General features: G+C 43.8%; 22 protein-coding genes. 15 read left to right on the top strand and 7 right to left on the bottom strand.

The features are described 5' to 3' along the window. Positions 1 to 126: 126 nt before the first annotated feature. The 5 genes from MKZ13_RS23055 to MKZ13_RS23035 all read left to right on the top strand — a co-directional run bounded on the left by MKZ13_RS23055 (position 127) and on the right by MKZ13_RS23035 (position 4413). Positions 127 to 600 (top strand): GreA/GreB family elongation factor, encoded by a 474-nt coding sequence (locus tag MKZ13_RS23055; protein WP_221824543.1) that lies wholly within the window; start codon positions 127 to 129, stop codon positions 598 to 600. Continuing rightward, positions 590 to 1096, top strand: a complete 507-nt coding sequence (locus MKZ13_RS23050) for a TrkA C-terminal domain-containing protein (RefSeq protein ID WP_221824540.1) — start codon at positions 590 to 592, stop codon at positions 1094 to 1096. Before MKZ13_RS23055 ends, MKZ13_RS23050 begins: the two co-directional genes overlap by 11 nt. Before the next feature lie 3 nt (positions 1097 to 1099). After that, positions 1100 to 2305 (top strand): cation:proton antiporter, encoded by a 1206-nt coding sequence (locus MKZ13_RS23045; protein WP_221824538.1) that lies wholly within the window; start codon positions 1100 to 1102, stop codon positions 2303 to 2305. Between the two features lie 333 nt (positions 2306 to 2638). After that, positions 2639 to 3355, top strand: coding sequence for an expansin EXLX1 family cellulose-binding protein (locus tag MKZ13_RS23040; RefSeq protein ID WP_017687038.1), 717 nt, complete (start codon positions 2639 to 2641; stop codon positions 3353 to 3355). Between the two features lie 110 nt (positions 3356 to 3465). Then, positions 3466 to 4413, top strand: a complete 948-nt coding sequence (locus MKZ13_RS23035) for an alpha/beta hydrolase (protein WP_339178490.1) — start codon at positions 3466 to 3468, stop codon at positions 4411 to 4413. A 65-nt stretch (positions 4414 to 4478) separates the two neighbouring features. Here the strand turns inward: MKZ13_RS23035 and MKZ13_RS23030 are convergent, their stop codons facing one another. After that, entirely contained in the window at positions 4479 to 5357 is an 879-nt protein-coding gene (locus MKZ13_RS23030; RefSeq protein ID WP_221824532.1) for a PhzF family phenazine biosynthesis protein, read from the bottom strand. Positions 5358 to 5531: 174 nt separating this feature from the next. Here MKZ13_RS23030 and MKZ13_RS23025 point away from each other — a divergent pair, with 174 nt between their 5' ends. Continuing rightward, complete coding sequence (locus MKZ13_RS23025) at positions 5532 to 6479, top strand: NADP-dependent oxidoreductase (RefSeq protein ID WP_313771512.1); 948 nt, start codon at positions 5532 to 5534, stop codon at positions 6477 to 6479. Here the strand turns inward: MKZ13_RS23025 and MKZ13_RS23020 are convergent. Continuing rightward, positions 6463 to 7098 (bottom strand): type 1 glutamine amidotransferase family protein, encoded by a 636-nt coding sequence (locus MKZ13_RS23020; protein WP_339185436.1) that lies wholly within the window; start codon positions 7096 to 7098, stop codon positions 6463 to 6465. The genes MKZ13_RS23025 and MKZ13_RS23020 overlap by 17 nt on opposite strands. A 200-nt stretch (positions 7099 to 7298) precedes the next feature. On the opposite strand from MKZ13_RS23020, the gene MKZ13_RS23015 reads away from it, so the two are divergent. The 5 genes from MKZ13_RS23015 (at position 7299) to MKZ13_RS22995 (ending at position 11483) form a co-directional block, all read left to right on the top strand. After that, a complete protein-coding gene (locus MKZ13_RS23015; RefSeq protein WP_221824530.1) occupies positions 7299 to 8036 on the top strand; it encodes a cyclase family protein in 738 nt (245 codons plus the stop codon). 214 nt (positions 8037 to 8250) lie between these two features. Next, positions 8251 to 8790 (top strand): nucleoside deaminase, encoded by a 540-nt coding sequence (locus MKZ13_RS23010; RefSeq protein WP_339178484.1) that lies wholly within the window; start codon positions 8251 to 8253, stop codon positions 8788 to 8790. Between the two features lie 349 nt (positions 8791 to 9139). After that, complete coding sequence (locus tag MKZ13_RS23005) at positions 9140 to 9586, top strand: LytTR family DNA-binding domain-containing protein (protein ID WP_221824528.1); 447 nt, start codon at positions 9140 to 9142, stop codon at positions 9584 to 9586. A gap of 12 nt (positions 9587 to 9598) precedes the next feature. Next, positions 9599 to 10027: a DUF3021 family protein gene (locus tag MKZ13_RS23000; RefSeq protein WP_221824526.1), complete on the top strand. Its 429-nt coding sequence runs from the start codon at positions 9599 to 9601 to the stop codon at positions 10025 to 10027. Between the two features lie 151 nt (positions 10028 to 10178). Next, positions 10179 to 11483 carry an alpha/beta hydrolase gene (locus MKZ13_RS22995; RefSeq protein WP_221824524.1) on the top strand — a complete coding sequence of 435 codons (1305 nt, stop codon included), beginning with the start codon at positions 10179 to 10181 and terminating at the stop codon, positions 11481 to 11483. A gap of 273 nt (positions 11484 to 11756) precedes the next feature. Here MKZ13_RS22995 and MKZ13_RS22990 read toward each other — a convergent pair whose 3' ends face one another. Together MKZ13_RS22990 and MKZ13_RS22985 are read right to left on the bottom strand one after the other, a co-directional pair. Next, positions 11757 to 12257: an AAA family ATPase gene (locus tag MKZ13_RS22990; protein WP_221824522.1), complete on the bottom strand. Its 501-nt coding sequence runs from the start codon at positions 12255 to 12257 to the stop codon at positions 11757 to 11759. Positions 12258 to 12486: 229 nt separating this feature from the next. Continuing rightward, on the bottom strand, positions 12487 to 12687 hold the full coding sequence (locus MKZ13_RS22985; RefSeq protein WP_026080945.1) for a hypothetical protein: 201 nt from the start codon (positions 12685 to 12687) through the stop codon (positions 12487 to 12489). A 207-nt stretch (positions 12688 to 12894) separates the two neighbouring features. Here MKZ13_RS22985 and MKZ13_RS22980 point away from each other — a divergent pair, with 207 nt between their 5' ends. The 3 genes from MKZ13_RS22980 to MKZ13_RS22970 all read left to right on the top strand — a co-directional run bounded on the left by MKZ13_RS22980 (position 12895) and on the right by MKZ13_RS22970 (position 15615). Beyond that, positions 12895 to 13350, top strand: a complete 456-nt coding sequence (locus MKZ13_RS22980) for a hypothetical protein (protein ID WP_221824520.1) — start codon at positions 12895 to 12897, stop codon at positions 13348 to 13350. A 570-nt stretch (positions 13351 to 13920) separates the two neighbouring features. After that, positions 13921 to 14907 (top strand): ROK family protein, encoded by a 987-nt coding sequence (locus MKZ13_RS22975; protein WP_260632982.1) that lies wholly within the window; start codon positions 13921 to 13923, stop codon positions 14905 to 14907. 63 nt (positions 14908 to 14970) lie between these two features. Continuing rightward, entirely contained in the window at positions 14971 to 15615 is a 645-nt protein-coding gene (locus MKZ13_RS22970; RefSeq protein WP_260632981.1) for a sugar O-acetyltransferase, read from the top strand. A 60-nt stretch (positions 15616 to 15675) separates the two neighbouring features. Here MKZ13_RS22970 and MKZ13_RS22965 read toward each other — a convergent pair whose 3' ends face one another. From MKZ13_RS22965 to MKZ13_RS22955, 3 genes are all read right to left on the bottom strand, one after another. Beyond that, entirely contained in the window at positions 15676 to 17496 is a 1821-nt protein-coding gene (locus tag MKZ13_RS22965) for an ABC transporter substrate-binding protein (RefSeq protein WP_221824516.1), read from the bottom strand. Between the two features lie 74 nt (positions 17497 to 17570). Next, positions 17571 to 19082: an ABC transporter permease gene (locus tag MKZ13_RS22960; protein ID WP_221824514.1), complete on the bottom strand. Its 1512-nt coding sequence runs from the start codon at positions 19080 to 19082 to the stop codon at positions 17571 to 17573. A 36-nt stretch (positions 19083 to 19118) separates the two neighbouring features. After that, positions 19119 to 20582 carry an ABC transporter permease gene (locus tag MKZ13_RS22955; RefSeq protein ID WP_221824512.1) on the bottom strand — a complete coding sequence of 488 codons (1464 nt, stop codon included), beginning with the start codon at positions 20580 to 20582 and terminating at the stop codon, positions 19119 to 19121. Positions 20583 to 20711: 129 nt separating this feature from the next. Here MKZ13_RS22955 and MKZ13_RS22950 point away from each other — a divergent pair, with 129 nt between their 5' ends. Then, on the top strand, positions 20712 to 22463 hold the full coding sequence (locus MKZ13_RS22950; RefSeq protein WP_313771511.1) for an ABC transporter ATP-binding protein: 1752 nt from the start codon (positions 20712 to 20714) through the stop codon (positions 22461 to 22463). The last annotated feature ends 40 nt before the right edge of the window (positions 22464 to 22503 follow it).

Here is a 22503-nt window from a genome sequence, read left to right as displayed (position 1 = left end):
GTAAGATGGTAAGAAGGTCTCGTATCCCGGGGTCTTTTTATAATAAAAAGGAGGAAAACAAGATGATGAAGAGAAACATGCCAATCAACATGGAGAATAAGGCTTGTATAGGGGGTGAAATCTACTATGAACCATAGGACTTCCCGCCATAATTGCAGAGAGAAGCTGGTGAGCCAGCTATTTACATTCGGTGAAGAGAAAAGAACATTTCTCGACGCCTATTTCGACGTGCGTGATCCAGAGCGGATACAGTTGGAAAAACAACTGTCGGCATATACGGAGTATGTGGAAAAACTACTCCTGGGCCCTGATGAAGATTTGGACTCAGCTGTATTGATCGGCAGTCATATTGATTTTGAATATCTCGATTTTCATACGTCAGATTCGTTCATGATTGTTATGCCAGAAGATACCGATCCTGATGAGGGTCGTATTTCCTTCCTCTCTCCAGTAGGGAGTCAATTACTGCTTGGCAGTATAGGGGAAGTTAGGCCTGTTCATACACCATCAGGTTCCATGAGAATTCGCATCACGGGGATTGAGCTGAGGAGCGAAACCTTGAACGAGCCGGCCCTAGGGGGTGCAGATCATGCACTTTAAAGAGACAGACTTACCAGGGATTGGACGTAAATACTGGTTGCATACCCGTAGTGGTGAGCACTTGGTCATTGTGATTCATAACGACGAGCGACGTGACTTGTTCCATATGGAGTCAGGGGGTACGCCTGAAGAAGTGGGTGATATGGTATCTCTTGTCACCCTGGACGATGATGAAGCCCGGGCAGTAGCCGCCATCGTTGGTGGTATGACCTATAAACCGAAGTTTCAGGATGAGCGTGAAGTGATGCTTGAAGGGCTGTTAATCGAATGGCTGCGAATTGAACCTCACGCCGCAAGCGTTGGCATGACGATTGGTGAACTGGATATCCGTCAGGCCACGGGCGCCGTAATTCTCGCTGTTGTAACCAAGGATAAGGAGAAGCATTTTAATCCAGGCCCGGATTATGCTTTTACCGCTGGAGCTACAATTGTAGTTGCCGGTGAACGGAATCAGATCAAACATCTCAAACAATTGTTGACTGATGGACGGACTTAGCCTATGGATATGCTCATATTCGAAGTGGGAATTGCCGTTGCGCTGATTACACTTACTGGGCTGATATCTTCAAAATTACGATTTTCGGTCATTCCTTTCTATATCCTCATTGGTATGGCTGTTGGACCACATGCACCACAGATTGGCATAGTGGATTTACGTTTTATCGAAAGTTCGACCTTTATTGAATTTATGGGCAGGCTTGGCATTCTGTTTTTGTTATTTTATCTGGGTTTGGAGTTCTCGGTCTCCCGTTTATTAAAGTCTGGTAAAGCCATTCTGACCGGGGGCATGTTCTATGTAGGCCTAAATTTTGTCTCTGGATTGCTGTTGGGGTGGTTCATGGATCTGCCCCTTCAGGAGACACTTGTTGTCTGCGGGATCATGACCAGCTCTTCTACAGCCATTGTAGCTAAAGTGCTCGTTGATCTGAAACGCACGGCAAACCCTGAAACAGAGATTATCATGGGCATGATCATGTTTGATGACTTGTTCATCGCGATTCATATCTCCATCCTGACTGGGCTTGTGCTCAGCGGGGCAACTTCATTCTTAAGTGTTCTGCTGGTATCGCTGTCTGCCCTGCTGTTTATTGTGCTGTTCCTGATTATTGGCAGGAAAAGCATCAAATATATTGATAAGGCACTGAATATCAAGTCATCAGAGTTGTTCCTGCTTACCGTCATGACACTGCTCTTCCTGGTGGCTGGTTTCTCGGAGACACTGCATGTAGCGGAAGCTATTGGAGCGTTGATGATGGGGCTTGTGCTGGGCGAATCAAGACATGTGAGTCGGATTGAACATCAGATCATGCCTTTCAAAGATTTTTTTGGTGCAATTTTCTTCTTCAGTTTTGGCCTGACCATCGAGCCGGCTTCACTTGGCGGAGCTGTTGGGATGACGATTATTGCCGTTATTCTGACGATTGCCAGTAACTATGGTGCAGGTATGATCGCTGGCAGACTGGCTGGAATGAGCCCTAAAGCATCATTGAATGTGGGCTTTACCCTGGTCTCGCGGGGTGAATTCTCCATTATCATGGCGAACATCGGCAAGGCCGGAGGGCTGATGGCATCCATCCAATCGTTTGCCGTGTTGTATGTGTTAATTCTGGCTGTGCTGGGGCCTATCCTGACAAAAGAATCTCCGCGGATTTACGCATCGTATGAGCGACTAAGGAAGCGGATGAAACGAAGGGAAACAGGATGAGCCGATGCGGTTGTCGCTGGACAGCCAGGGAATTATAACCTAATGATTAATAAGCGTCACATTGTTTGGAGAGAGAATCACTCCGAGGTGTGGCGTTTTTTAATTATTGGGAATCGTCCCAATGTCGGCTTGTAATTATGCTCATTCCACCAAATTATGGTATGTATCCATATCTTGTGCGTGGTCGTGAATGTTTAAGTCTAGAGATGGGACTTTGGATGTGATTTAATAGAGAGGGATTGAAAATAAACAGTTATTATGTAAAATAATGTTATATTCAAATCTAGTAGTTGAACCAACCATTTACACGAGAACGTAGAGGAGGAATAGCTTATGAACAAGAAAAGTAGATTTCAACGGTTAAAATGGGCCGGTACAGGGATGTTGCTCAGTCTCGTATTATTTGCTCTACCTGCATCTGCCGCATGGAACGATACATATCAGGGTTACGCGACGTATACAGGCTCAGGCTACTCGGGAGGTGCAGTGTTGCTTGATCCCATCCCGGCGGACATGAAGATTACTGCACTTAATCCGTTCCAACTTAATTATAACGGTGTCAAAGCCGCTTTAGCGGGAGCCTATCTCGAGGTGCAGGGTCCTAAAGGCAAAACAACCGTCTATGTAACAGATCTCTATCCAGAAGGCGCCAGCGGAGCGCTGGATCTCTCACCGAATGCTTTTAACCTGATCGGTGACCCAAAGGCAGGCAAAATCAATATCAGCTGGAAAGTGGTCAAAGCCCCAATTCAAGGCAACGTCTCCTATCGGATTAAGGAAGGCAGCAGTCAGTGGTGGGCAGCCATTCAGGTTCGTAATCACAAATATCCGGTGCTAAAGTTCGAAGTGAAACAGAAGGATGGTACGTGGCTCAATCTTGAAAAGCAAGACTATAATCATTTCCTCGGAACTGGACTGGGCAAAGAAAAACTAAACGTGCGTATTACCGATATTCGCGGTCAGGTATTAAATGACACGATCCCGGCTCTGCCTAATGATGGGTCAGGCGGTGCATATATCGTACCGGGCAATGTACAGTTTCCCGATTGACAGATATACGAAGGTGTTATAAAAAGAAGTATGGTCATAGACGTATTCTTAACGAAAAGTCGTACACTGTACGGCTTTTTTTGTATACGAAAAGAGGAGAATGTACCCGTATGAAAAAAAGTTTGCCTTCATATCAGACAACACATCCCTATTGGAAACAGTATCAGGCCTTTTTCCCGGAAGAAGTTAGGCTAGGGGAGCATACATTTCCTGAGGAAGAATGGTCGGAGTCAAATGGGGTTCATCTGCATATCGACCGCTTGCCTGCGCCGGAGTCTTCAATCAAAATCCTGTTCATTCATGGGGCGGGAGGCAATGGCAGGTTACTTGCTCCGTATGCCCGTATGTTGCAGCGGCATGGGTACGAGGTGGTGTCGCCGGATCTTCCACCGTATGGGTTAAGTTACGCAATGTCTGGTACACGTATCAACTACGAACTATGGATAGAGCTGCTTGTGTCACTCATCGAACGGGAATACAAGAAAGACGGCAAGCCAATCGTTGTATTGGGAAGTAGTATCGGAGGTATGCTTGCCTATCACACCAGTGCACGCAGCAAGTGTGTTAAGGGTTTGATCGCAACTACATTTGTAGATACGAGTAACCCGGAAATGCGTGACCAGCTTGCGCCGAATCGTCTGGTAAGCCGGGCGGGAAAACGGATGATGGATATGTTCCCTGGTCTGCTGGATCATGTACGTATTTCGGTCAAGCAGGTATCCCGGATGCAACTGATTACCAATAACAAGGACTTAACCCGGCTTATTATGGATGATCCACAAGCGGCAGCTGCACGTATTCCGTTGGAATTATTAAGAACATTCCTTAATAAAAAATCGGAGGTAAGCCCGGAACAGTTCAGCCAGTGTCCGGTCCTGTTGGTTCACCCTGAACTGGACCCCATGACACCAATCAGGTTCAGCCAATCTTTTTTTGATCGTCTGGTGGTAGACAAGGAATGTGTGATCTTGGAAGGGGCAGGCCATTTTCCTATAGAGCAGCCAGGACTGAACCAGTTGGAGGTAGCGGTACTACGATTTTTACAACAAATTCAATGATTTAAGATCATGATATTGCTTCAAGTACATAATTCTAAAATCCTAAGTACGTAAAACACCTCCCATTAAGGGAGGTGTATTTTAATGTTCTTGATATGAACTGCACTACCGCCAACCTGAATCTGTGTGATTTCATTAGAGCTGCCCAGCGTTAATCTGGCTCGGATCTCGGAGGGGCGGTTCATGGTATACCCTTGTCTGATCGTGTACGTGTGAAGATGAGGATCTGTAAGCTGGTTGTACTGGGATAAATAACAGAGCATTGCACCATTGGATGTGCCCGTTGCGCTCTCTTCCGGTATATCATAAAGCGGTGCAAAATTACGGCATTCTGCGAGAACGTTCATATCATCTGATTCGAGTGTAAACACGTGATAACCTATGGCATGATGAGCCCTACTTATTTCAGTGATACGCTGGAAGTCAGGATCGATTTTGGTTAGAACATCAATATCTTTAACGGCTATCATGATATCGGGTAGCCCGGTAGACACAATCTGTACAGGTAGTTCAGCATGCAAATCCTCCATAGAAATACGTAACGAATCGGCAATCTGCTGTCGATCCACGATCTCCCCAAACTCCGGCAACGTCTGAGACAGATAGACTTCTCCATTGACTTCGATATCAACTTTAAGAATTCCGGCCAGTGTCTCCAGTGTATATGTACCAACATTAACGAGCAGCTGTGTCTTCATTAGATAAAACAAAGCAATTGTGGCATGTCCACATAGATCGACTTCATCACTTGGGGTAAAGTAACGCACTTTGAAATCTGCCTGATCCGACGGCATAACAAATGCAGTCTCTGAAAAACCGACTTGTCTGGCAATCTCCTGCATCTGGGTTTCAGACAAATGTGCTGCTTGTAAAACAACACCTGCGGGGTTTCCTCCATGAGCCTGATCCGAAAATGCATGTAATGTACTTACTTCTACTTCCATCGTGTTACCTCGCTTGTTCAGTTATTGGGTTAAGATTTAACTTCATCACTAATCGACATTATATCACGATTGTTGAATTGGCTTGTGAATCTCAGATTGTTGTGAATTTTGAATGAATAGGTCAAGTGATTGCTGGGAAAGGGTAATGATGGAGGAGAGCATAACGATAATCCAATGGAAAGGCTGGGATCTCTAATGAAAGCAATTGTGATTGAGGAATTTGGTGGAGCGGAACAATTGAAGGAACAGGAAGTAGCCAAGCCAAGATGTGGAGTGAATCAGGTGTTAATCCGAACGCATGCCACGTCGGTGAATCCGGTAGACTTCAAAATCAGACAAGGTGATATGAAAGAAGCAGCGGAGAATTTTCCGTTGATTCTGGGCGGCGATGTTGCGGGTATTGTGGCTGAAGCAGGTTCCAATGTCACGCGGTTCAGAGAAGGTGATCGGGTATTTGCGCGTCCGCGTCAATTCGGGACCTATGCAGAATATGTTGCTGTCGATGCAGACATTATAGCCCGTATACCGGAGCAACTGAGTTTCGAGGAAGCGGCAGCGATCCCGCTGGCTGCGATGACGGCTTGGCAAGCCCTTGTGGATCATGGACGTTTAGGCAAAGGGCAGAAGTTACTCATTCATGCTGGTGCAGGTGGTGTGGGAACATATGCAATTCAGATCGCCAAGTCCCTAGGCGCTGAAGTGGCTTCCACGGCAAGTGAATCAAACGAAGCGTTGCTTCGCTCGTTGGGTGTGGATCATTTTATCAACTATAAAAAAGAAGATTTCTCGGAGATTCTCTCCGGTTATGATGTTGTACTGGACACCATGGGCGGTGATATTCAGCGCGACAGCTTCAAAGTGTTAAAGTCTGGCGGACATCTCGTGTCCTTGGTGGAACAACCGGATGAGAAGCTTGCTAAGGAAGCCGGAGTAACGGCCAACGTCTTCATGATGGAGCCCAAAGGGGATCAACTGGATCAGCTGGCTGAACTGGCTGCGGAAGGCAAGCTCAAATCGATTATTGATGGAACGTACCCGCTAACTCAACAGGGAGTAAGGGAAGCACATGAGAAGAGTGAAACCCATCATACCCGAGGGAAACTGGTTATTCAGGTGCAATAGAATTCATTAACTGGTAGAAGTATTTGGACTCATGAGTCTGATACAGATTGAACCAGGCCTGTAATGTTTCTGGTGCAAAGACATTCAACAGCTTCAACACATGCATCGTAAATTCTAACGGAGCTATTCCAGATGCAGTAACTAGATTTCCATCGGTTACTGCTGGCTCCGTTTGATAATATGTTTCCCCAGTATATTCTGGGCATATCATCTTCAGGTATTCTAAATCATTGCTTGTATGTTGTCTGGAATCCAGTATCCCTATTTTTGCAAGTGCAACAGTCGCACCGCAAATCGCTGCAATAACCGTACCCTCTTCTATAGAGGCAGCAACTTTTTTCAATAGGGGATCATGGATGGTGTCCATCCAGGTGTTTCCTCCTGGAAGAATGATGACGTCGTCACCTTTCAATGAACATTCATCAATAGAAATATGAGGAAGGATGTTCAATCCGCCCATGGTAGTTACCGGATGTTTATCCACGCCTACGGTTACGACCTGTAAAGGCTTGATCTCTTTCCTGAAATACCTTCCCGAGTTCAATTCAGCAGTTAGATATCCTATCTCCCAGTCTGACATCGTATCAAATACATATAGATATACGTTCTTCGTTTGCATCATACACGCTCCTTTTGTTATTCATGATTGAATGGATTACTCTCCTATTATAAAAAAACTTCACTGACATCTACGGTCAGTGAAGTTTTTAAATTTGAAAATTAACTGCCCTGCCAACCAATATAGGTATTCTCCCCAATTGTAATGGAATAAGATATAATAGGAGAAATTTATTCCATTTTGTGCATGAGGTGATTAGGATGTCCAACGAACTCATTCAAGCCATTCAATTGTTAAAAGAAAAGAAATGGGTGGATCTGACTCATACGTTTGGTCCAGGCTCTCCACATTTTTCAGCTTTCGAAGCAGCGCAATTCGATACACTGTTTGATCACGATCAAGGCTTCTTTGCCCAGAGCTTCAAGTTCCCGGGTCAATACGGGACACATCTTGATGCGCCGATCCACTTCGTTCGGGATACCCGGTATCTGGATGAACTAGGTTTGAAGGAGCTTGTGCTCCCGCTTGTGGTCATTGACCAGTCTGCCGAAGTAGAGAACAATCCGGATTTTACACTGGAAGTGGAGCATATTCTTGCATTTGAAAGAGAGCATGGCGTGATTGAAGCTGGAAGCTTTGTAGCCTTACGTACCGATTGGAGCAAACGCTGGCCTAACCATGAAACATTTGATAACAAGGATGCGGAGGGCAACAGTCATGCACCCGGATGGTCGGTTAGTGCGCTCATGTTTTTATTTGAGGAGAGAAAAGTACAAGCCATTGGGCATGAAACCTTTGACACGGATTCAGCGGTGGATTATCAGAAGAATGGAGCACTTCTGGCAGAATATTATGTACTTGCTCAGGATACATACCAGGTCGAGCTGTTAACAAACCTGGATCAGGTGCCGGCTAAAGGCGCTGTTATTTTCAATATTGTACCCAAAGCGGAGAAAGCATCTGGCTTTCCAGTCCGGTCTTTTGCCATTTTGCCGTAAAACTAGCTAGATCAAAAGCTGAAATAGATAAATCAGGCACAGAACTCAGAATACTCAAGTAGACAGCCGGCTAAATAGTCGGCTGTTTTTCAGTTAAGATAACTGGCAGGTTAGCGTAGCCGTACAAGAAAAATTAGCATTATGGGAGAAGGAGTAGCAGTATATTTCTGGAATATATTATTATTGGGAATTACTGAGATGGGGTGTGTATAAGATGGACAAGCATTACGAAAACCTTCTGTTAGCTTTTGAAGAAGCAGAAAAGGCTAGAGATGAAGGTACTTTTCCTATCGGTGCAATTATTGTTGATGCAGATGGTTCAGTTGTAAGCCGAGGTAGGAACAGAGTTTTTTTAAGCTGTGATTCTACAGCTCACGCCGAAGTGGACGCTATAAGAAAAGCCGGAAATGTGATACTTCATCTTGAGAGCAAGAAATTTATTCCAAAGAACGAACTTACCTTATATACTACCTGTGAGCCTTGTCCCATGTGCACAGGTACAATCGTGTTGTCTTTGATTAAAAAAGTGGTTTGGGCTGCAAATGATAGGGATATAGGTGCATTTAAAAAATTCAAGGAATTAAATAGCGAATTACCTATTTATAATGATCTGTTCCACGACATCGTGTTTGTTGCAGCCCCTTACAGAGATTTAGAGTTGAGACAAAGAAAAATGTTAGCAGAATGGAACAACAGCCGTGGGTATAGCGATAATCATTGGAATGATGAATTAGTAAATGAAACTGTTCAATAATAAATGAAACTTTGCACCTGATGTATTAAGCTAACGGGCAGGTTAGCTTAAATGAACAGTAAGCATAAAATAGATTATTCTACTATATTCCAGTAAGATGAGTGGTAATATACCTGAACGAAGAGGAGGAATCAATGGAACACGGAAAATTATAATAGGGTTATGTCAATTTGTTTCTGGAGGGACGACTTTAAAATTAAGGTAATAAGGACATTATTGGACGCCGATAAGTTCGCAAGCACCAGGACCTACTTCTAATTTAGAAAGGCGTGGAAATCGAGATTATCTGATTATTTGGATTTATGATTCATGTTATAAACGTTAACAAGTTTTAATTCGAGTTTTTGAGGTGATTTTCATCGAAATTTTCATCGAAGTTATAGACCATACAGAAGAAGAGGAGATCCGCATCAGGTGTCACCAGGTAGACGAAGAAATATATGAGCTCGTTAATAAAATAAAAACCGAAACGCTCATTATACTTGGTTACCATGAGGATAAGATCAGCCGTATCAAACTTAGTGATATTTATTATTTTGAAGCTGTTGACGGCAGAGTGTTTGCGTATGGTAAGAACAACGTTCATGAAGTCAAACAAAAGCTTTATGAACTTGAGGAACTATGCAGAGAGAAGCATTGTTTTCGCGCCTCCAAATCCACCATCCTAAATATAGCTAAGATTACTAGTATTCATCCGTCGATTAGCGGCCGTTTTCAGGCATTATTGGATAACGGGGAAAAGGTAGTCATATCACGGCAGTATGTGCCCATGCTTAAGCACATGCTTGGATTATAAAGGGGGACCTACATGAAGTATTTTGGCCTCATCAAAGAAATGATCAGAGATTTCTTAATTATATTCGCCTCCATCATGATAATCATCGCTATATTACGGCAAATCTATACTCCTGATTCTAGTTTTGAGTTAAACACGATTTTCACAATTATGGCGTTCTCTTTTCTGGGTGCTTTAACTGGAATCATATTATATATGCCGCATTCGATTAGCGAGAATAAAATGCGCTTGTGGGTAGTTTTTCATTTTCTCTTTCTGGAATCTGTTTTAATTTCTCTCGCTGTCATATTGAATCTCGTATACACCACTTCCGGTATATTATTATTGGCTTTGCAAATTGCCGTAGTATATGCGATCGTTCGCCTGCTGGCCTATAGGAGCGACAAAAAGGAAGCTCAAATGATTAATAAAAGATTAAAAACATTTAAAAACGAGAATTAGAAGGTATACACAACGCAGAGTAAGTACACTTCATTGCGTTGTTTTTTACAACTTAGTGGCCTTCAGCTACAGCTTATCGTTTATGCGTATACACATCCTCTACCATTTCTTATGATGAACTCATAAAAAGTTGGAGGAGGAGAGAAGACTTATGGAAATTTTAATACTTATTGTTATGTTGGTTTTTGAGCTTGCAATTGCCGTTTATTCCATTGCAACCAAGCAAAGCCACAGCAAGATAAAGAGTTTGATGAGAATCACAACATTTATAGTATTCATAATGCTGATCTTAGGGAACATCGTCGTATGGGAGTACACTTGGGGGCTGTTTGCAGGCTTGCTCTTTATATTAGCTTTCAAAGAAATGGTTGCACTCCTGCGCAAACAAACACATACTCCGGGTTACAAAGTTTTTTCTACGATTTTGAAATTCCTTTTGCTAGCACTGACTATCGTTGTCACTCTTGTTCCGGTTTTACTTTTTCCACAGTATAAATTGCCACAAGTGACAGGTCCGTATGCAGTGGCCACCGCCACTTACAGCTATGTGGACATGAATCGTATTGAAGAATTTACGGATCGAGAAAACAATCGGTTTGTTAATGTAGAATTTTGGTATCCTGAAAATGCAGACGCAACCTATCCTTTACTTATGTTCTCCCATGGAGCATTCGGTATTAAAGCAAGCAACACTTCTACCTTTACAGAACTTGCGAGCCACGGTTATGTCGTCGTTTCCATTGATCATCCTTATCATTCTTTTTATACCATTTCCGAGGCTGGAAAGATTGTGACAGTTAACCCCGAGTATATGCAAGAAGTCAACAATGCAAATAAAGCAGGTTTTTATTCGCTTGGTGAGTATTTCGAGCTTACTCAAAAATGGATAACAATGCGAACTGATGATATGGATTTTGTCATGGATACTATTTTAGAACAAGCAGGGCAAAATAAAGATCCTGTATATGAGCGAATCGATATACAAAAAATAGGCGTGTTCGGTCATTCTATGGGTGGAGCGGCAAGCGTAGCACTGGGCAGAGAACGCGATGACATTGACGCAGTGGTAAATATAGATTCTCCGTTCTTTAGCGAGCTTTCGTATGATGAAGCTACGAACGAACTATCTGTAAAATCCGAAGCTTACACAATCCCGCTTCTTAACATTTATTCGGATGATGTATGGGTACAGCTGGACAGCAGCTCTTCTTATATCGCGAATAAAATTTCAAATGAAAATTTTAAAGGAGCATACACCGTTCATTTTAAAGGCGCAAAACATTTAAGTTTGACTGATCTACCTTTATTCTCTCCTATATTGGCAGACCTGTTGCAGGGTGGAAAAGCAGATATCGATAAGTATTATGCGATTGAAACTCAAAATGAACTTATCCTTCGTTTTTTTGACTCTGTGCTAAAGAATCAAGGTCAGTTTGCTCCAAAAGCGACGTATTAAGTATCTGTCGAGTTAATGAATTTAAGTAATGTGGGCAAGTAAAACAATTGTGAACACAAGATAAATTATGCCAATGACAAAGATGGAGCGATAGGAAGCAGTATAATCTTTATATACTAGATTATTAAACTAACGGGAAACGTTAATTCAATAAAACTAAGAAAGCAGCCGACCATTGTGATTGGATGCTTTTATTCAACTAGCGGGCAGGTTAGTTTAACAAGGTACTTAAATTGGTCGAACTGGGCGGTTTTGTACAGTGCGAAGAAGTGATTAGCTAGTGGAGTTGGCAATGAGCTCACGCTCGGTTACAACATCATCAAGTGGCTTCCTGGTGTCGATCTCAACAGTAGCTCCAGCACGTAAGAGGGGTTCAACACTAGCGACGTTTTTTATAATTTCTTCACGTTGTTCGACAGTTTTTCCATAATCGTTTGTCTTACGGGAAGCTATACGTTCAAGGATTACTTCGAGGGGTACACTTAACAACACTACTGCGTCAAACATCGGGTAAAACTTCCTCTGATTTGATACACAACCTGAAATGAATAAAGTACCTTCGCTATGTTCAGTGAGCAGCTCATCAATTCGATTCTCGTTCCATAACCACCCAGAACCATCCACATTCTCACTCCAACCATCATAATCGGTATCGATAATTCTATGCCCCCTATGAGCAAGTTCGCCTAGAACCGTTGATTTACCTGTACCCGACATTCCTGTCACCAGAATTATCACCTTCTTTATTGATATTGAGTCCGAAGTATTTGTCATATTTTCACTCCCTTTATAAGAAAGTCCCTTGGACTAGATTAACACATAAAGGCAATAAACTGGCAACAGGTAAGAAACTTATCAGGAACCAAGTCTAGCTAGGATTTGACCTATTGAAACAAAAAATTGTATTTTGGCAAACTTATGGGTTAAGTCACAACTAACAAAGTCTAAATGATTCAAATATGTAAATAGCAAGGGAGGCGTATTCCGCCTCCTTTTTATGTTGTTACTTTTGATCCGAGTGAGGATCTTGATTAAATCTTTGAGAGATTTTTTTCTCTGTTTTCTTACGCCGTATCCAGCGCTTGAGTATGCCTTCTTCTTTGCGTTCTTGCAGTGTTTCCTTCAAGCCTTGAATCATAAATTCCGATCTTCGTCTGTCATCCCGACTAATCTCGCGTAATTCCTTAATAAATTTGTCGTCCATATCTGCCTCTCGCTTATTCAGGATAATCTCATTATACCGAACGTACGTTCTTTTATCAAGTTTTTCCATTACGAATGATTTTCGAGATCTATATAGTGAAAAGAAGCACAGGAACAATACGCGGCATGTGTGAGAATGGTACTAGAGGGTTTGAGCATAATCCTCCATATATGAAGTTGAGAAACGAGAGAAAGGAAGGAGCCATTCATGATGAAGCAACGTATAGGCAGATCGTGGTTACTCATGTTGATGCTTGGAATGCTGGGGATTGGGGCGATCATTGGAGGCATCATTTTAATCATAGACCCATCCGGAAGTATGGTGAATTTGCCCGCATCTTTGTTAGAGAATTCTCCGTTTGCCAGTTTTTTGTTCCCGGGGATCATCCTATTGCTGGTTCTTGGCGTGATGCCTACAACGATTGCTATTTCGCTCATCCGCTACGTTCATTGGGGGATGGGTGAGAGAATGAATCTCTATCCTGACCGCTATTGGGCTTGGACTTTTTCATTGTATACAGGGTTTGCTCTCATCATCTGGATTATGGCGCAGGTGTACTGGATTCAGGATGTTTCTATCATTCACTTGGTCTATTTTGCATGGGGAGTGGGTATTCAAGTTGTGACCTTATTGCCCGGGGTACAACAAATCTATTCAAAATAAACTGCTTGTATATTGAACAAACGGCTGCCGAAAGAATCGTTAAATGATTCTTTCGGCAGTTATTTTTTTATGGGCATCGAGATAATACGCGTTGTTGTAGTCATGTTGTCCACATCTTCCTTGGACTGAAAAGGGCTCGGATAAATCTAAATCATATTGACAAAGAACTATTATCCTCGCATACTTACGTAACATACTTTATAAAGTTTGTTTATTAACTAGAGAAATAGTCACATGTGGTAAGTATCGCAAAATCATAATCCACATGAAACGGGGAGGTAAGTATGGATGGTCTACGTTATTATGGCAGTTATCATTTGGGCAGGTACCTATGCAAGTATGGCCTTGTCCAAGCAACCGATAGAAGTGAAGCCTGTGAAGTCGATGGATGATTTGTTTGAGTGAACAATGCAACTCTGCCGATTTCGATCCTTTGCCAGCACGATGGAACTCATGTGTTGGAGTAAGGTATTATGTTATGATATGGTGTGAAATGACATGCATACCATTGCTTTGGTTCAATTGAACCAGAGTAGAAACGAGAGGGTTATGAAAAAAGCCAACGCTACAATGATGAAATACATCAATTTGAATAATGTGCGTGAAGTCATGCAGCAGATTGAGACGGCGACCAAACCACAATTAGCTTTACTAACCAATCTTAGTGTAGTTACCATTAATGCGCTGATTCAGGAATTATGTGATGGCGGAGAGTTGTTCCAGGATAAAGTGGTTCCGTCTAACGGTGGTCGTCCTGCTCAGGCATATCGATATAATTATAACTTCAAGCTTGCTCTTGTTCTTTACATCAAAGAGATGAAAGGTCAGGAGTTAATTTCGGCAACGGTCATGAATCTGGAGAATAAGGTTGTGTTGAAGGAAGAGAGTCTCTTGCCTGCTTTCGATAAACAGCATGTGCTGCAACTTATCGCGCGTTTCATTGCGGAGTATCCGTCCATTGATATGATCGGCATCGGTATTCCGGGGCAAGCCGTGGATGGAGACATCACAGTGAGCAGTCATGAAGAACTTATCCATTCACATCTGATCAGGGAGATCGAGAGCGAGTTCCAACTGAAAGTTCTCGTGGAAAATGATGTTAATGCAGCGATTAGCGGATACTGTACTCAGCATGCTGATATGAAGGAACAGAATGTAGCCGGAATTTATTTTCCGAACCGATATCCGCCGGGTATGGGCATGATGTTGAATGGACAGATGATCCGTGGGAAAAACGGGATGTTTGGTGAGATCAAATATCTTCCTTATTCACCTGATTGGCACCGTGACATGAGCAAAGATGATTTTGTACTGAACGTATGTCACATCCTGCAAACGATTAATGCCGTCGTTGCCCCGCACCAGATTGTCATTTATCAGGAACGGGTGGAGAGAGAAGAGCTGGACTTGGCATGGAAACAGTACGGGAAGGATCATCCCATGCCGTCGTTGCCCGAGATTGTACATCAGGACTCGTTTCAACATGATTTCGATGCTGGGTTACGAGAAATGGTTCTTCAAGCCTTGAAGTCAGGAATTCTATCAAACGCCTTATGACCCATAGGTCATGTTGGTGGATTTAATTCTACAAATTGCAGGAACAAGCGTAGAGGAGGATTCATGATGCGTGAAGAAGAGAGAATCATGAAGGGCGTGTTGTTTAGTCCAAGTGATCCCGAATTAAAGATCATCAAAAGGCGAGCCCATAATCTCAGTCAGCGTTACAGTCAGACCTTTGAAGAACAGACTGAGGAAAGAAATCAGATATTGCAACAGTTACTGGGGCAGATCGGGGAAGGTGGATTCATGCAAGGCCCCATCTTTTTTCATTATGGTGTGCATACCCGAATAGGCGATCACTTCTTCGGTAATTACAATCTGACGATACAAGACGACGCACAAGTGACGATCGGGGACTATACCAGTTTTGGACCCAATGTCACGATTGTTACTCCCATTCACCCCATGATTGCCAGCGAGCGGAGACGGATGGTGGACCAGAACGGTGATGTGAAGTCACTATGTTATGCCAAACCGGTCACGATTGGTAACGATGTATGGATCTCGGCAAACGTTACAGTATGCGGGGGCGTAACGATTGGAGACGGCTGTGTGATCGGAGCAGGTAGCGTGGTGACTCGTGATATTCCACCGCATTCTTTTGCAGCAGGCGTACCGTGCAAAGTTATTCGCAAAATTACTGATGAAGACAGCATGCGAAACTATCCCGATGTTCTGGCAGATTGCCGTGTGCTGGAAGAATGACAAAAGGCTGCCATCAAGATCTTATAGATGATCTTGGTGACAACCTTTTTTGTTATACGTTTACTTGGAAGCGTTATAATTGCTTAAGAATTCTTTTACTTTTGTAGGATCAGCTTTCAATTCATTCCCGGTCTGAACGAGCGGGCTTACTGTGGAGTATGCTTTAAGTTTGTTGTTCTTGTAGAAACTCAAAATCTCATCCTGATTAATGGAGTACAGCACGGCTTTTCTCAGGTCACTGCTCTTGGCAACTTCACGATTGGCCGTATTAAACAACAGATAGGAGACAGCGTTACTTGGAAGACTCTGCAGTTTCAGTTTGCTGTCATTTTCGATGATGTCATACTTGGTTTCAGGTACACCGTAGTATAAGTGAATTTCACTGCTGCGAAGAGCAGAGAGGGCGCTGTCTGCATCCGCGATGAATCGGACGTTAACCTGAGCAATTTTTGGCTCATCTTCCGTGCCTTTACGGTAAGCCGGATTTTTTAAGAATACACCTTCATAGTCATTTTTATAAGACAAAATATAAGGTCCGCTAGTATAAAGGGTGTTATTGTATGCTGCGCCTTCAGTCACCGTGTTCTGATCACCGTAAGGAATATCTTTGTTGACGTCAAAGGAAGCTACATCATATGTGTTGATGCTCTCCACCTGTTTTTTGGACACGATACCCGCAGATTGGTGAGCCAGGTAGTTCAGAACTTGCGGGAAAGGTTCAGTTGTGGTCAGTTTAACGACCTGATATTTACCTGCGCTATTATCTGCTTTGATTTTGTCAGTCACGAGTTCTGTAATTTTGCTGCCCAATCCTTGTTCCAATGCTTCGAGGATTGTGCCGTTGCCGCTGGATTGTTTGATGGATTGTAATGCACTCAGATCCGTTACAACCTCAGCTTCTTTGATGTGTTCATGCAGACTGTACGTCCGGTGATCCGGAACGGAATCTTTATTTTTAGCACGATCCAGGGAGAAGATCACATCATCTGCACCGACACGTTCTCCTGTATCTACAGCTTTTTTGTTATCAATCTTCGCAAAGTTGATATCGTCTCTGAGAATGAAGTAGTAGTCCGAATTACCTTCAGCAATACTAAAGTTATGGGACAGTGATCCATCTGCTGTCAGCTGATCGTCATCCGTCAAGTTAACGAGACGTACGTACATATTGGTGTTCAACTGGTTGATGGAGCCGTCGTTTCCTTTGATTGGATCAAGGGAAGTCAGTACGGATGCACTTTGCGTCAGAATCAACGGATCTTTGGCATTTTTGGAGCTGTCCTTGAATTCAATCGGTTCCCAAGCCATGGCGCGGGATTTGGAGAGACGAACGGTGTCTACATTCAGAATGTCTTTGTTCACAGCCTGACTTTTCAGGGAAATGTACAAAGGAGCGATATATGCCTGATCCGTTACCAAGCGATCTTCCAATTGTTTGTACGTGTCTTTGTACTCATCTGGAGTTTGAGTAGCTGCCTGATCGATGAGCTTATCAAGTTCCCCATCGGCAAGGATACTGTAATCTCCACCTGTTTTGAAAAGGGAACGCACCGCATAATCGGGATTTCCCGTTACCGTTGTCCAGCTGGACAAGGCAATGTCATAATTCCCTGCATCCTGTTGGGATTTGAAGCTGCCGTAATCCGGCTGCAGGTTCAGTTTCACATTGAAGCCGTTTTTGGTCAGCTGGTCGCGGACAATGTTTACATCATTTTCGGAAGAACTCATGGCGAGCAGTTCAATGTCAGCCGGTTTTTGTGCAGTTTCTGTTGTGTCCGCTGGTGCGGTCTCCGCCTGGGATTCGGTTTTCGTTTTTACACTGCAGCCAGAAATCACAATGACGAGAATTAATAACAATGAGATCAGTGTACGTTTTTTCATGGGATTACCCTCCATATCTTGATTGTGTGATGTGTGTTTTCTTTTTTTCTATATCATTCATTTCAACCAATCAATTAGGCCTTTTCCAGCTTGGGATCAAGCGCATCACGCAGACCGTCACCGAGAAAGTTAAACGAAAGAACCAGCAGAATAATAGCCAAGCCTGGATAAATCGCCAGATAAGAGTGGGTCTCCAGGTATGTACTGCCGAGCTTCAGAATGTTACCCCATTCTGGAATATGCGGCTCCACGCCGAGTCCCAGATAACTCAAACTGCTGGTAGCAATAACGGCTCCACCAATCGTGAGTGTGGATTTGATAATCATGGGCGCAAGGGAGTTGGGAATAATGTGTTTGAAAATAATCGTACGATTGTTGTACCCCAGTGCACGTGCAGCTTCCACAAATTCAAAAGTAGATACATAGAGCACACTGGCTCTCATGGTACGAGCGTAAGTTGGAATCGAACCCAGACTCAGCGCCAGAATGAGATTGACCGTATTGGCTCCAAACGCCGCAATAATAGCAATGGCGAGCAGAATTCCCGGAATCGCATAGAGAATATCCAGCAGCCGCATGATGATGTTATCCGTATGCCTTCCGTAGAAACCGGAGAATGCTCCGAGGACTCCACCGATCAACACAGGAATGATGGTCGACATGCAACCTACGATCAAGGAAATCCGGGCACCAAATACAATCCGGGAAAATAAACATCGTCCGAAGTCGTCCGTTCCCAACGGATACGCAAGGGAAGGCGGTTGAAGCAGCGCCGAGTAGTTATTTTCCACAGCCATGCTGTAGTCAAAGGTAAAGAAGCTGCAGATCGATATCGAGAACAGAAAAATGATAAAAAACAAACCGGACATGGCAGTCATATTTGGAGCAAGTCGCTCCCACAGATCATTCCAGAAGTTTGATTTTTGTTTCCCCTGTCTGCGAATGCGCCCAATAATGGAGATGCCGAGCAATAGGGCAAATACATTACCTGTGATTGAGGTCAGAATCAGTACTACACTGACACCGATCATCCAGCGAGGGAGGATAGAGGTCGCGTTATATCGGGATACGATAATCAGTACGACCAGGTCGATGACCAGAATAAATATGAGCACCGCCATGGCTGGCAGAAAGTTGTCAGCCACATAGGGTTTGAAAACATTTAACGCCGATACACCGATGACGAACAGCTGAGTTAACAGCATATACACCGCAAAGGTGTACTCCACATTCCTGGCTTTTCGAATCAGATGAAAGGCTGCCGTTACGATAAATATATTGCCAGAAATGATGGCAAGCAGTTGAACCCAGGCAATCCTGCGTGTCAGAGTAGAGATCGTACCTGTACGGATCAAGTCTTTTCGAATTCGAAGGGTGATGACACTTTGGACCAGTGTGAAGAATACATAGATCCCAAGTATCGTTAGCAGATATGGTTTGAACGTCTGCCCGCTCCAGTCATAACTATTGAACAGCAATAATGCAGTCAAGAGAAGGGACGTGATCCAGGCAAAGCTTGCCTGACTGTATTCTCGAGAAGACTTAAGCCGGAAACGCATTTCTTGTGTTAAGGATGAATTTGTCATAATACACCTGCTTTAAGAGGTAGTTCAACACACACGTTAATATTGTTTCATCTTGGAGCGCACTCTTGGATCAATAAAAGCGTAGAGCAGATCAACCGCTACATTGATAATGGAGATCGTAATTGCTGTGTAGATTACTCCGCCCATGATACTCGGAATATCGGGGATGAATTGTTTATCCACAATATAGCTGCCGAGACCGCTGATATTAAACACTTTCTCCGTCACTGCTGCCCCGCCGAGCATGGCTCCGAATTGAAGTCCAACCACAGTAACGATTGGAATCAATGCATTACGTACAGCGTGTTTCAGCATGACCTGACGTTCGCTTAACCCCTTGGCGCGGGCGGTCATCACATAGTCCTCATGAATGACTTCCAGTGTGGAAGATCGAGTCATCCGTGCCACCGCAGCCGTAAGTCCCGTGCCCAGCACAATGGTTGGCATAATGATCGAGAGCCAGCTCTGCGGGTTGAAGGTGGCAGGAAGCCACTGCAATTTGATTGAAAAATTCAGAATGAAAATAAGTCCTTGCCAGAAATTCGGGATCGATAATCCAATCAGAGCGATAAACATAAACGTATAATCGAACCATGAATTAGGCTTAATCGCTGAGATGATACCGATAGGTAATGCAATGATAAGTGCTAATAGCAGAGAAATGACCGCGAGGGTCAAGGTAATTGGAAACTTCCTTGCAATCGTTGCTGTGACATCTTCATTTCCAGCAAAAGATTTGCCAAGATCGAAGAGAGCAACTCCCTTAATATTGTTCCAAAGCTGTGTAAGATAAGGCTGATCCAAGCCATACACCTGATTGAATGCTGCAATCTGTTCCTGCGTTGCTGTCTCTCCGAGAATGTTAGCTGCCGGGTTGAACGGAGACAGATACAAAATCGTAAATACGAGTGTGGCTACGCCCAGAATGACAAATACCGTCATCAGTATTCTTTCAAATATGTACTTTAGATAAGGATTTCCATACAAAAAGAGGATGCCATACATCAGACAGCCGGGAATAATCGATATCGCGAAAAACCACGGTTTTTCAAAAAGCGAACGGAACGTATCGGCCATCGTTAGACGGTGATTTCCCTGTTCCTGAAGTATGCGAGAAGTCCGCTCCTTCAACTCTTTCTGAACCGTCTCTTCCAACCATTCCTCGGTCTGACGTGTGAATTCTTCCTCACTGACCTGTTGCTGGAAAAAACGATGTTTGCGTCGCAACTGATCTTCGACTTCCAACTTCAGCTTGTTCCGATAGGAAGAAGCGAGCAGTTCTTGCTCAGCCGTCTGCCTGGCAGCTACCCAGCCGTCATTTTTTCGATTTGAACGCCATATTAGAAACACGACCAGATTGATCGGTAATCCAAGAATGAACAGAACATATCGGTAGGAAGGATGAAGCAGCATTTTGCCATAAATAAAACTTAAATTGTGCACCAACCGCGAGAGTCTGCTGCCTTCTGCAAGATTCAAACCAAGCGTGCCTCCTCTCATTCAGGTTTAAATTGCATTATTCCGATTGATATAGTATATATTATTTAGGGTCTAAACAATTGTCAAGGATTTAAATGGTATACATATGAGATGAGTGAATGTGAAAAACGGATGAGAGCTGGTGATGATATGGAACCTTTACTGAAAGTGAATGATCTATCGGTCTCTTTTCATTCTGGAGAGAGTGAGTTTCAGGCAGTGCGAGGAGTGAGTTTTGAAGTGTGCAAAGGCGAGACGCTGGGCATTGTAGGCGAATCGGGCAGTGGAAAGAGTGTGACCGCACGTTCCATTATGAGGCTGCTTGCTTCCCCGCCTTCGCAGATGAAAAAGGGAGAGATTCTATTTAAAGGGGGCGACCTGGCCAATAAAACGCAGAAAGAGATGGAGAGCATCCGCGGGCGTGATATTGGTATGATCTTTCAGGACCCGATGAGTTCTCTTAATCCGACCATTAAAGTAGGGAAACAGATCTCCGAGAGTCTGATCAAACATCAGAAGGTGTCCAAAAGGGAAGCCAAGAAACAGGCAATTGCCATGATGGAGCGGGTGGGGATAACTCGTAGTGAAATACGCTACAACCAATATCCACACGAATTCTCCGGAGGCATGCGTCAGCGGGTCATGATTGGTATTGCACTTGCTTGTCGTCCTGAATTGCTCATTGCCGATGAGCCGACAACCGCACTGGACGTTACCATTCAGGCCCAGATTCTGAATTTGATGAAAGATATGCAGGACCAACTGGGCACATCGATTATTCTGATCACGCATGATTTGGGCGTAGTAGCAGGCATGTGTGATCGGGTTGTTGTTATGAAAGAAGGACAGATTGTGGAAACCGGGACAACAACAGAGATTTTTGCTAATCCCAAACATCCGTATACGATCAGACTTCTGAATGCATTACCACGTCTGGATCAGAAGAAAAAGCCAAAACCGGTATCATTGGTCCCGAGAGATCTGGAAGATGATCAGCCGTTGCTTGAGGTGAAATCGCTCAGACAACATTTTAATCTGGGGAAAGGCAATACCTTAAAGGCAGTGAATGATATCAGCTTCCATATTCGGCAAGGAGAGACACTTGGCGTTGTAGGGGAATCTGGCAGCGGAAAATCAACCACGGGGCGTGCGATACTGCGGTTGCATGAGCCAACAGGTGGAGATGTACTCTTTAAAGGAGTCCCTCTCAATCGCTTGTCAGCTTCGGAGATGAAAACGATGCGCAGACATATGCAGATCATCTTCCAAGACCCCTACGCATCTCTGAATCCCAAAATGAGGATTATGGATATCATTGGAGAAGCGCTTGATATCCATCAACTTGCAGGTACTGCATCTCAGCGGGAGAAGCGGGTGGAGGAGTTACTGGAGATGGTCGGTCTCGATCCCACCCATGCGCAGCGTTATCCACATGAATTCTCGGGTGGACAGAGACAGCGGATCGGTATTGCACGAGCTCTGGCTGTGGAACCTGAATTCATCGTATGTGATGAGCCGTTGTCTGCACTGGATGTATCGATACAGGCTCAGATCGTACAGCTGCTTGAAGAGTTGCAGCAGCGACTCGGATTGACGTATCTCTTCATCGCGCATGACTTGTCTATGGTTAAACATATCAGTGATCGAGTGGCGGTGATGTATAACGGGAAGATTGTGGAGCTGGCTGAGAGTGAAGAACTCTATTCCAACCCGCAACATGCCTATACCAAGGCGTTGCTGTCTGCTATTCCTGTGCCTGACCCAGCGGTAGAAGCGAAGAAAAAGAGACATGTTGTCAAAGAAACAACAAAAGAAAATATTGAAGTAGAGGACCGTTATAATCTCGAACATTCCAAGTGGGTAGAGATCACGGAAGGGCACTGGGTAGCCATATCTAGCTAGTGCAAGAGCAAGACATCTTTTTTTAGTAAAAAAAGAACCC

It is taken from the genome of Paenibacillus sp. FSL R5-0701 (assembly GCF_037973995.1).
In the GTDB taxonomy this organism is placed as follows: Bacteria; Bacillota; Bacilli; order Paenibacillales; family Paenibacillaceae; genus Paenibacillus.
Note: the sequence above shows the minus strand (reverse complement) of the source record. Positions and strands in the feature narration are given on the sequence as shown.

Excerpts from the sequence above, each read along its gene's own strand:
- MKZ13_RS22985 (WP_026080945.1), bottom strand. The coding sequence starts at position 12,687 with ATGGACGACAAATTTATTAAGGAATTACGCGAGATTAGTCGGGATGAC.
- MKZ13_RS23025 (WP_313771512.1), top strand. The coding sequence starts at position 5,532 with ATGGAAAGGCTGGGATCTCTAATGAAAGCAATTGTGATTGAGGAATTT.
- MKZ13_RS23035 (WP_339178490.1), top strand. The coding sequence starts at position 3,466 with ATGAAAAAAAGTTTGCCTTCATATCAGACAACACATCCCTATTGGAAA.
- MKZ13_RS22950 (WP_313771511.1), top strand. The coding sequence starts at position 20,712 with ATGGAACCTTTACTGAAAGTGAATGATCTATCGGTCTCTTTTCATTCT.
- MKZ13_RS23000 (WP_221824526.1), top strand. The coding sequence starts at position 9,599 with ATGAAGTATTTTGGCCTCATCAAAGAAATGATCAGAGATTTCTTAATT.
- MKZ13_RS23015 (WP_221824530.1), top strand. The coding sequence starts at position 7,299 with ATGTCCAACGAACTCATTCAAGCCATTCAATTGTTAAAAGAAAAGAAA.
- MKZ13_RS22980 (WP_221824520.1), top strand. The coding sequence starts at position 12,895 with ATGATGAAGCAACGTATAGGCAGATCGTGGTTACTCATGTTGATGCTT.
- MKZ13_RS22960 (WP_221824514.1), bottom strand. The coding sequence starts at position 19,082 with ATGACAAATTCATCCTTAACACAAGAAATGCGTTTCCGGCTTAAGTCT.
- MKZ13_RS23040 (WP_017687038.1), top strand. The coding sequence starts at position 2,639 with ATGAACAAGAAAAGTAGATTTCAACGGTTAAAATGGGCCGGTACAGGG.
- MKZ13_RS22955 (WP_221824512.1), bottom strand. The coding sequence starts at position 20,582 with ATGAGAGGAGGCACGCTTGGTTTGAATCTTGCAGAAGGCAGCAGACTC.
- MKZ13_RS22965 (WP_221824516.1), bottom strand. The coding sequence starts at position 17,496 with ATGAAAAAACGTACACTGATCTCATTGTTATTAATTCTCGTCATTGTG.
- MKZ13_RS22975 (WP_260632982.1), top strand. The coding sequence starts at position 13,921 with ATGATGAAATACATCAATTTGAATAATGTGCGTGAAGTCATGCAGCAG.
- MKZ13_RS23055 (WP_221824543.1), top strand. The coding sequence starts at position 127 with ATGAACCATAGGACTTCCCGCCATAATTGCAGAGAGAAGCTGGTGAGC.
- MKZ13_RS23010 (WP_339178484.1), top strand. The coding sequence starts at position 8,251 with ATGGACAAGCATTACGAAAACCTTCTGTTAGCTTTTGAAGAAGCAGAA.
- MKZ13_RS22970 (WP_260632981.1), top strand. The coding sequence starts at position 14,971 with ATGATGCGTGAAGAAGAGAGAATCATGAAGGGCGTGTTGTTTAGTCCA.
- MKZ13_RS23030 (WP_221824532.1), bottom strand. The coding sequence starts at position 5,357 with ATGGAAGTAGAAGTAAGTACATTACATGCATTTTCGGATCAGGCTCAT.
- MKZ13_RS23020 (WP_339185436.1), bottom strand. The coding sequence starts at position 7,098 with ATGCAAACGAAGAACGTATATCTATATGTATTTGATACGATGTCAGAC.
- MKZ13_RS23045 (WP_221824538.1), top strand. The coding sequence starts at position 1,100 with ATGGATATGCTCATATTCGAAGTGGGAATTGCCGTTGCGCTGATTACA.
- MKZ13_RS23050 (WP_221824540.1), top strand. The coding sequence starts at position 590 with ATGCACTTTAAAGAGACAGACTTACCAGGGATTGGACGTAAATACTGG.
- MKZ13_RS22995 (WP_221824524.1), top strand. The coding sequence starts at position 10,179 with ATGGAAATTTTAATACTTATTGTTATGTTGGTTTTTGAGCTTGCAATT.
- MKZ13_RS22990 (WP_221824522.1), bottom strand. The coding sequence starts at position 12,257 with ATGACAAATACTTCGGACTCAATATCAATAAAGAAGGTGATAATTCTG.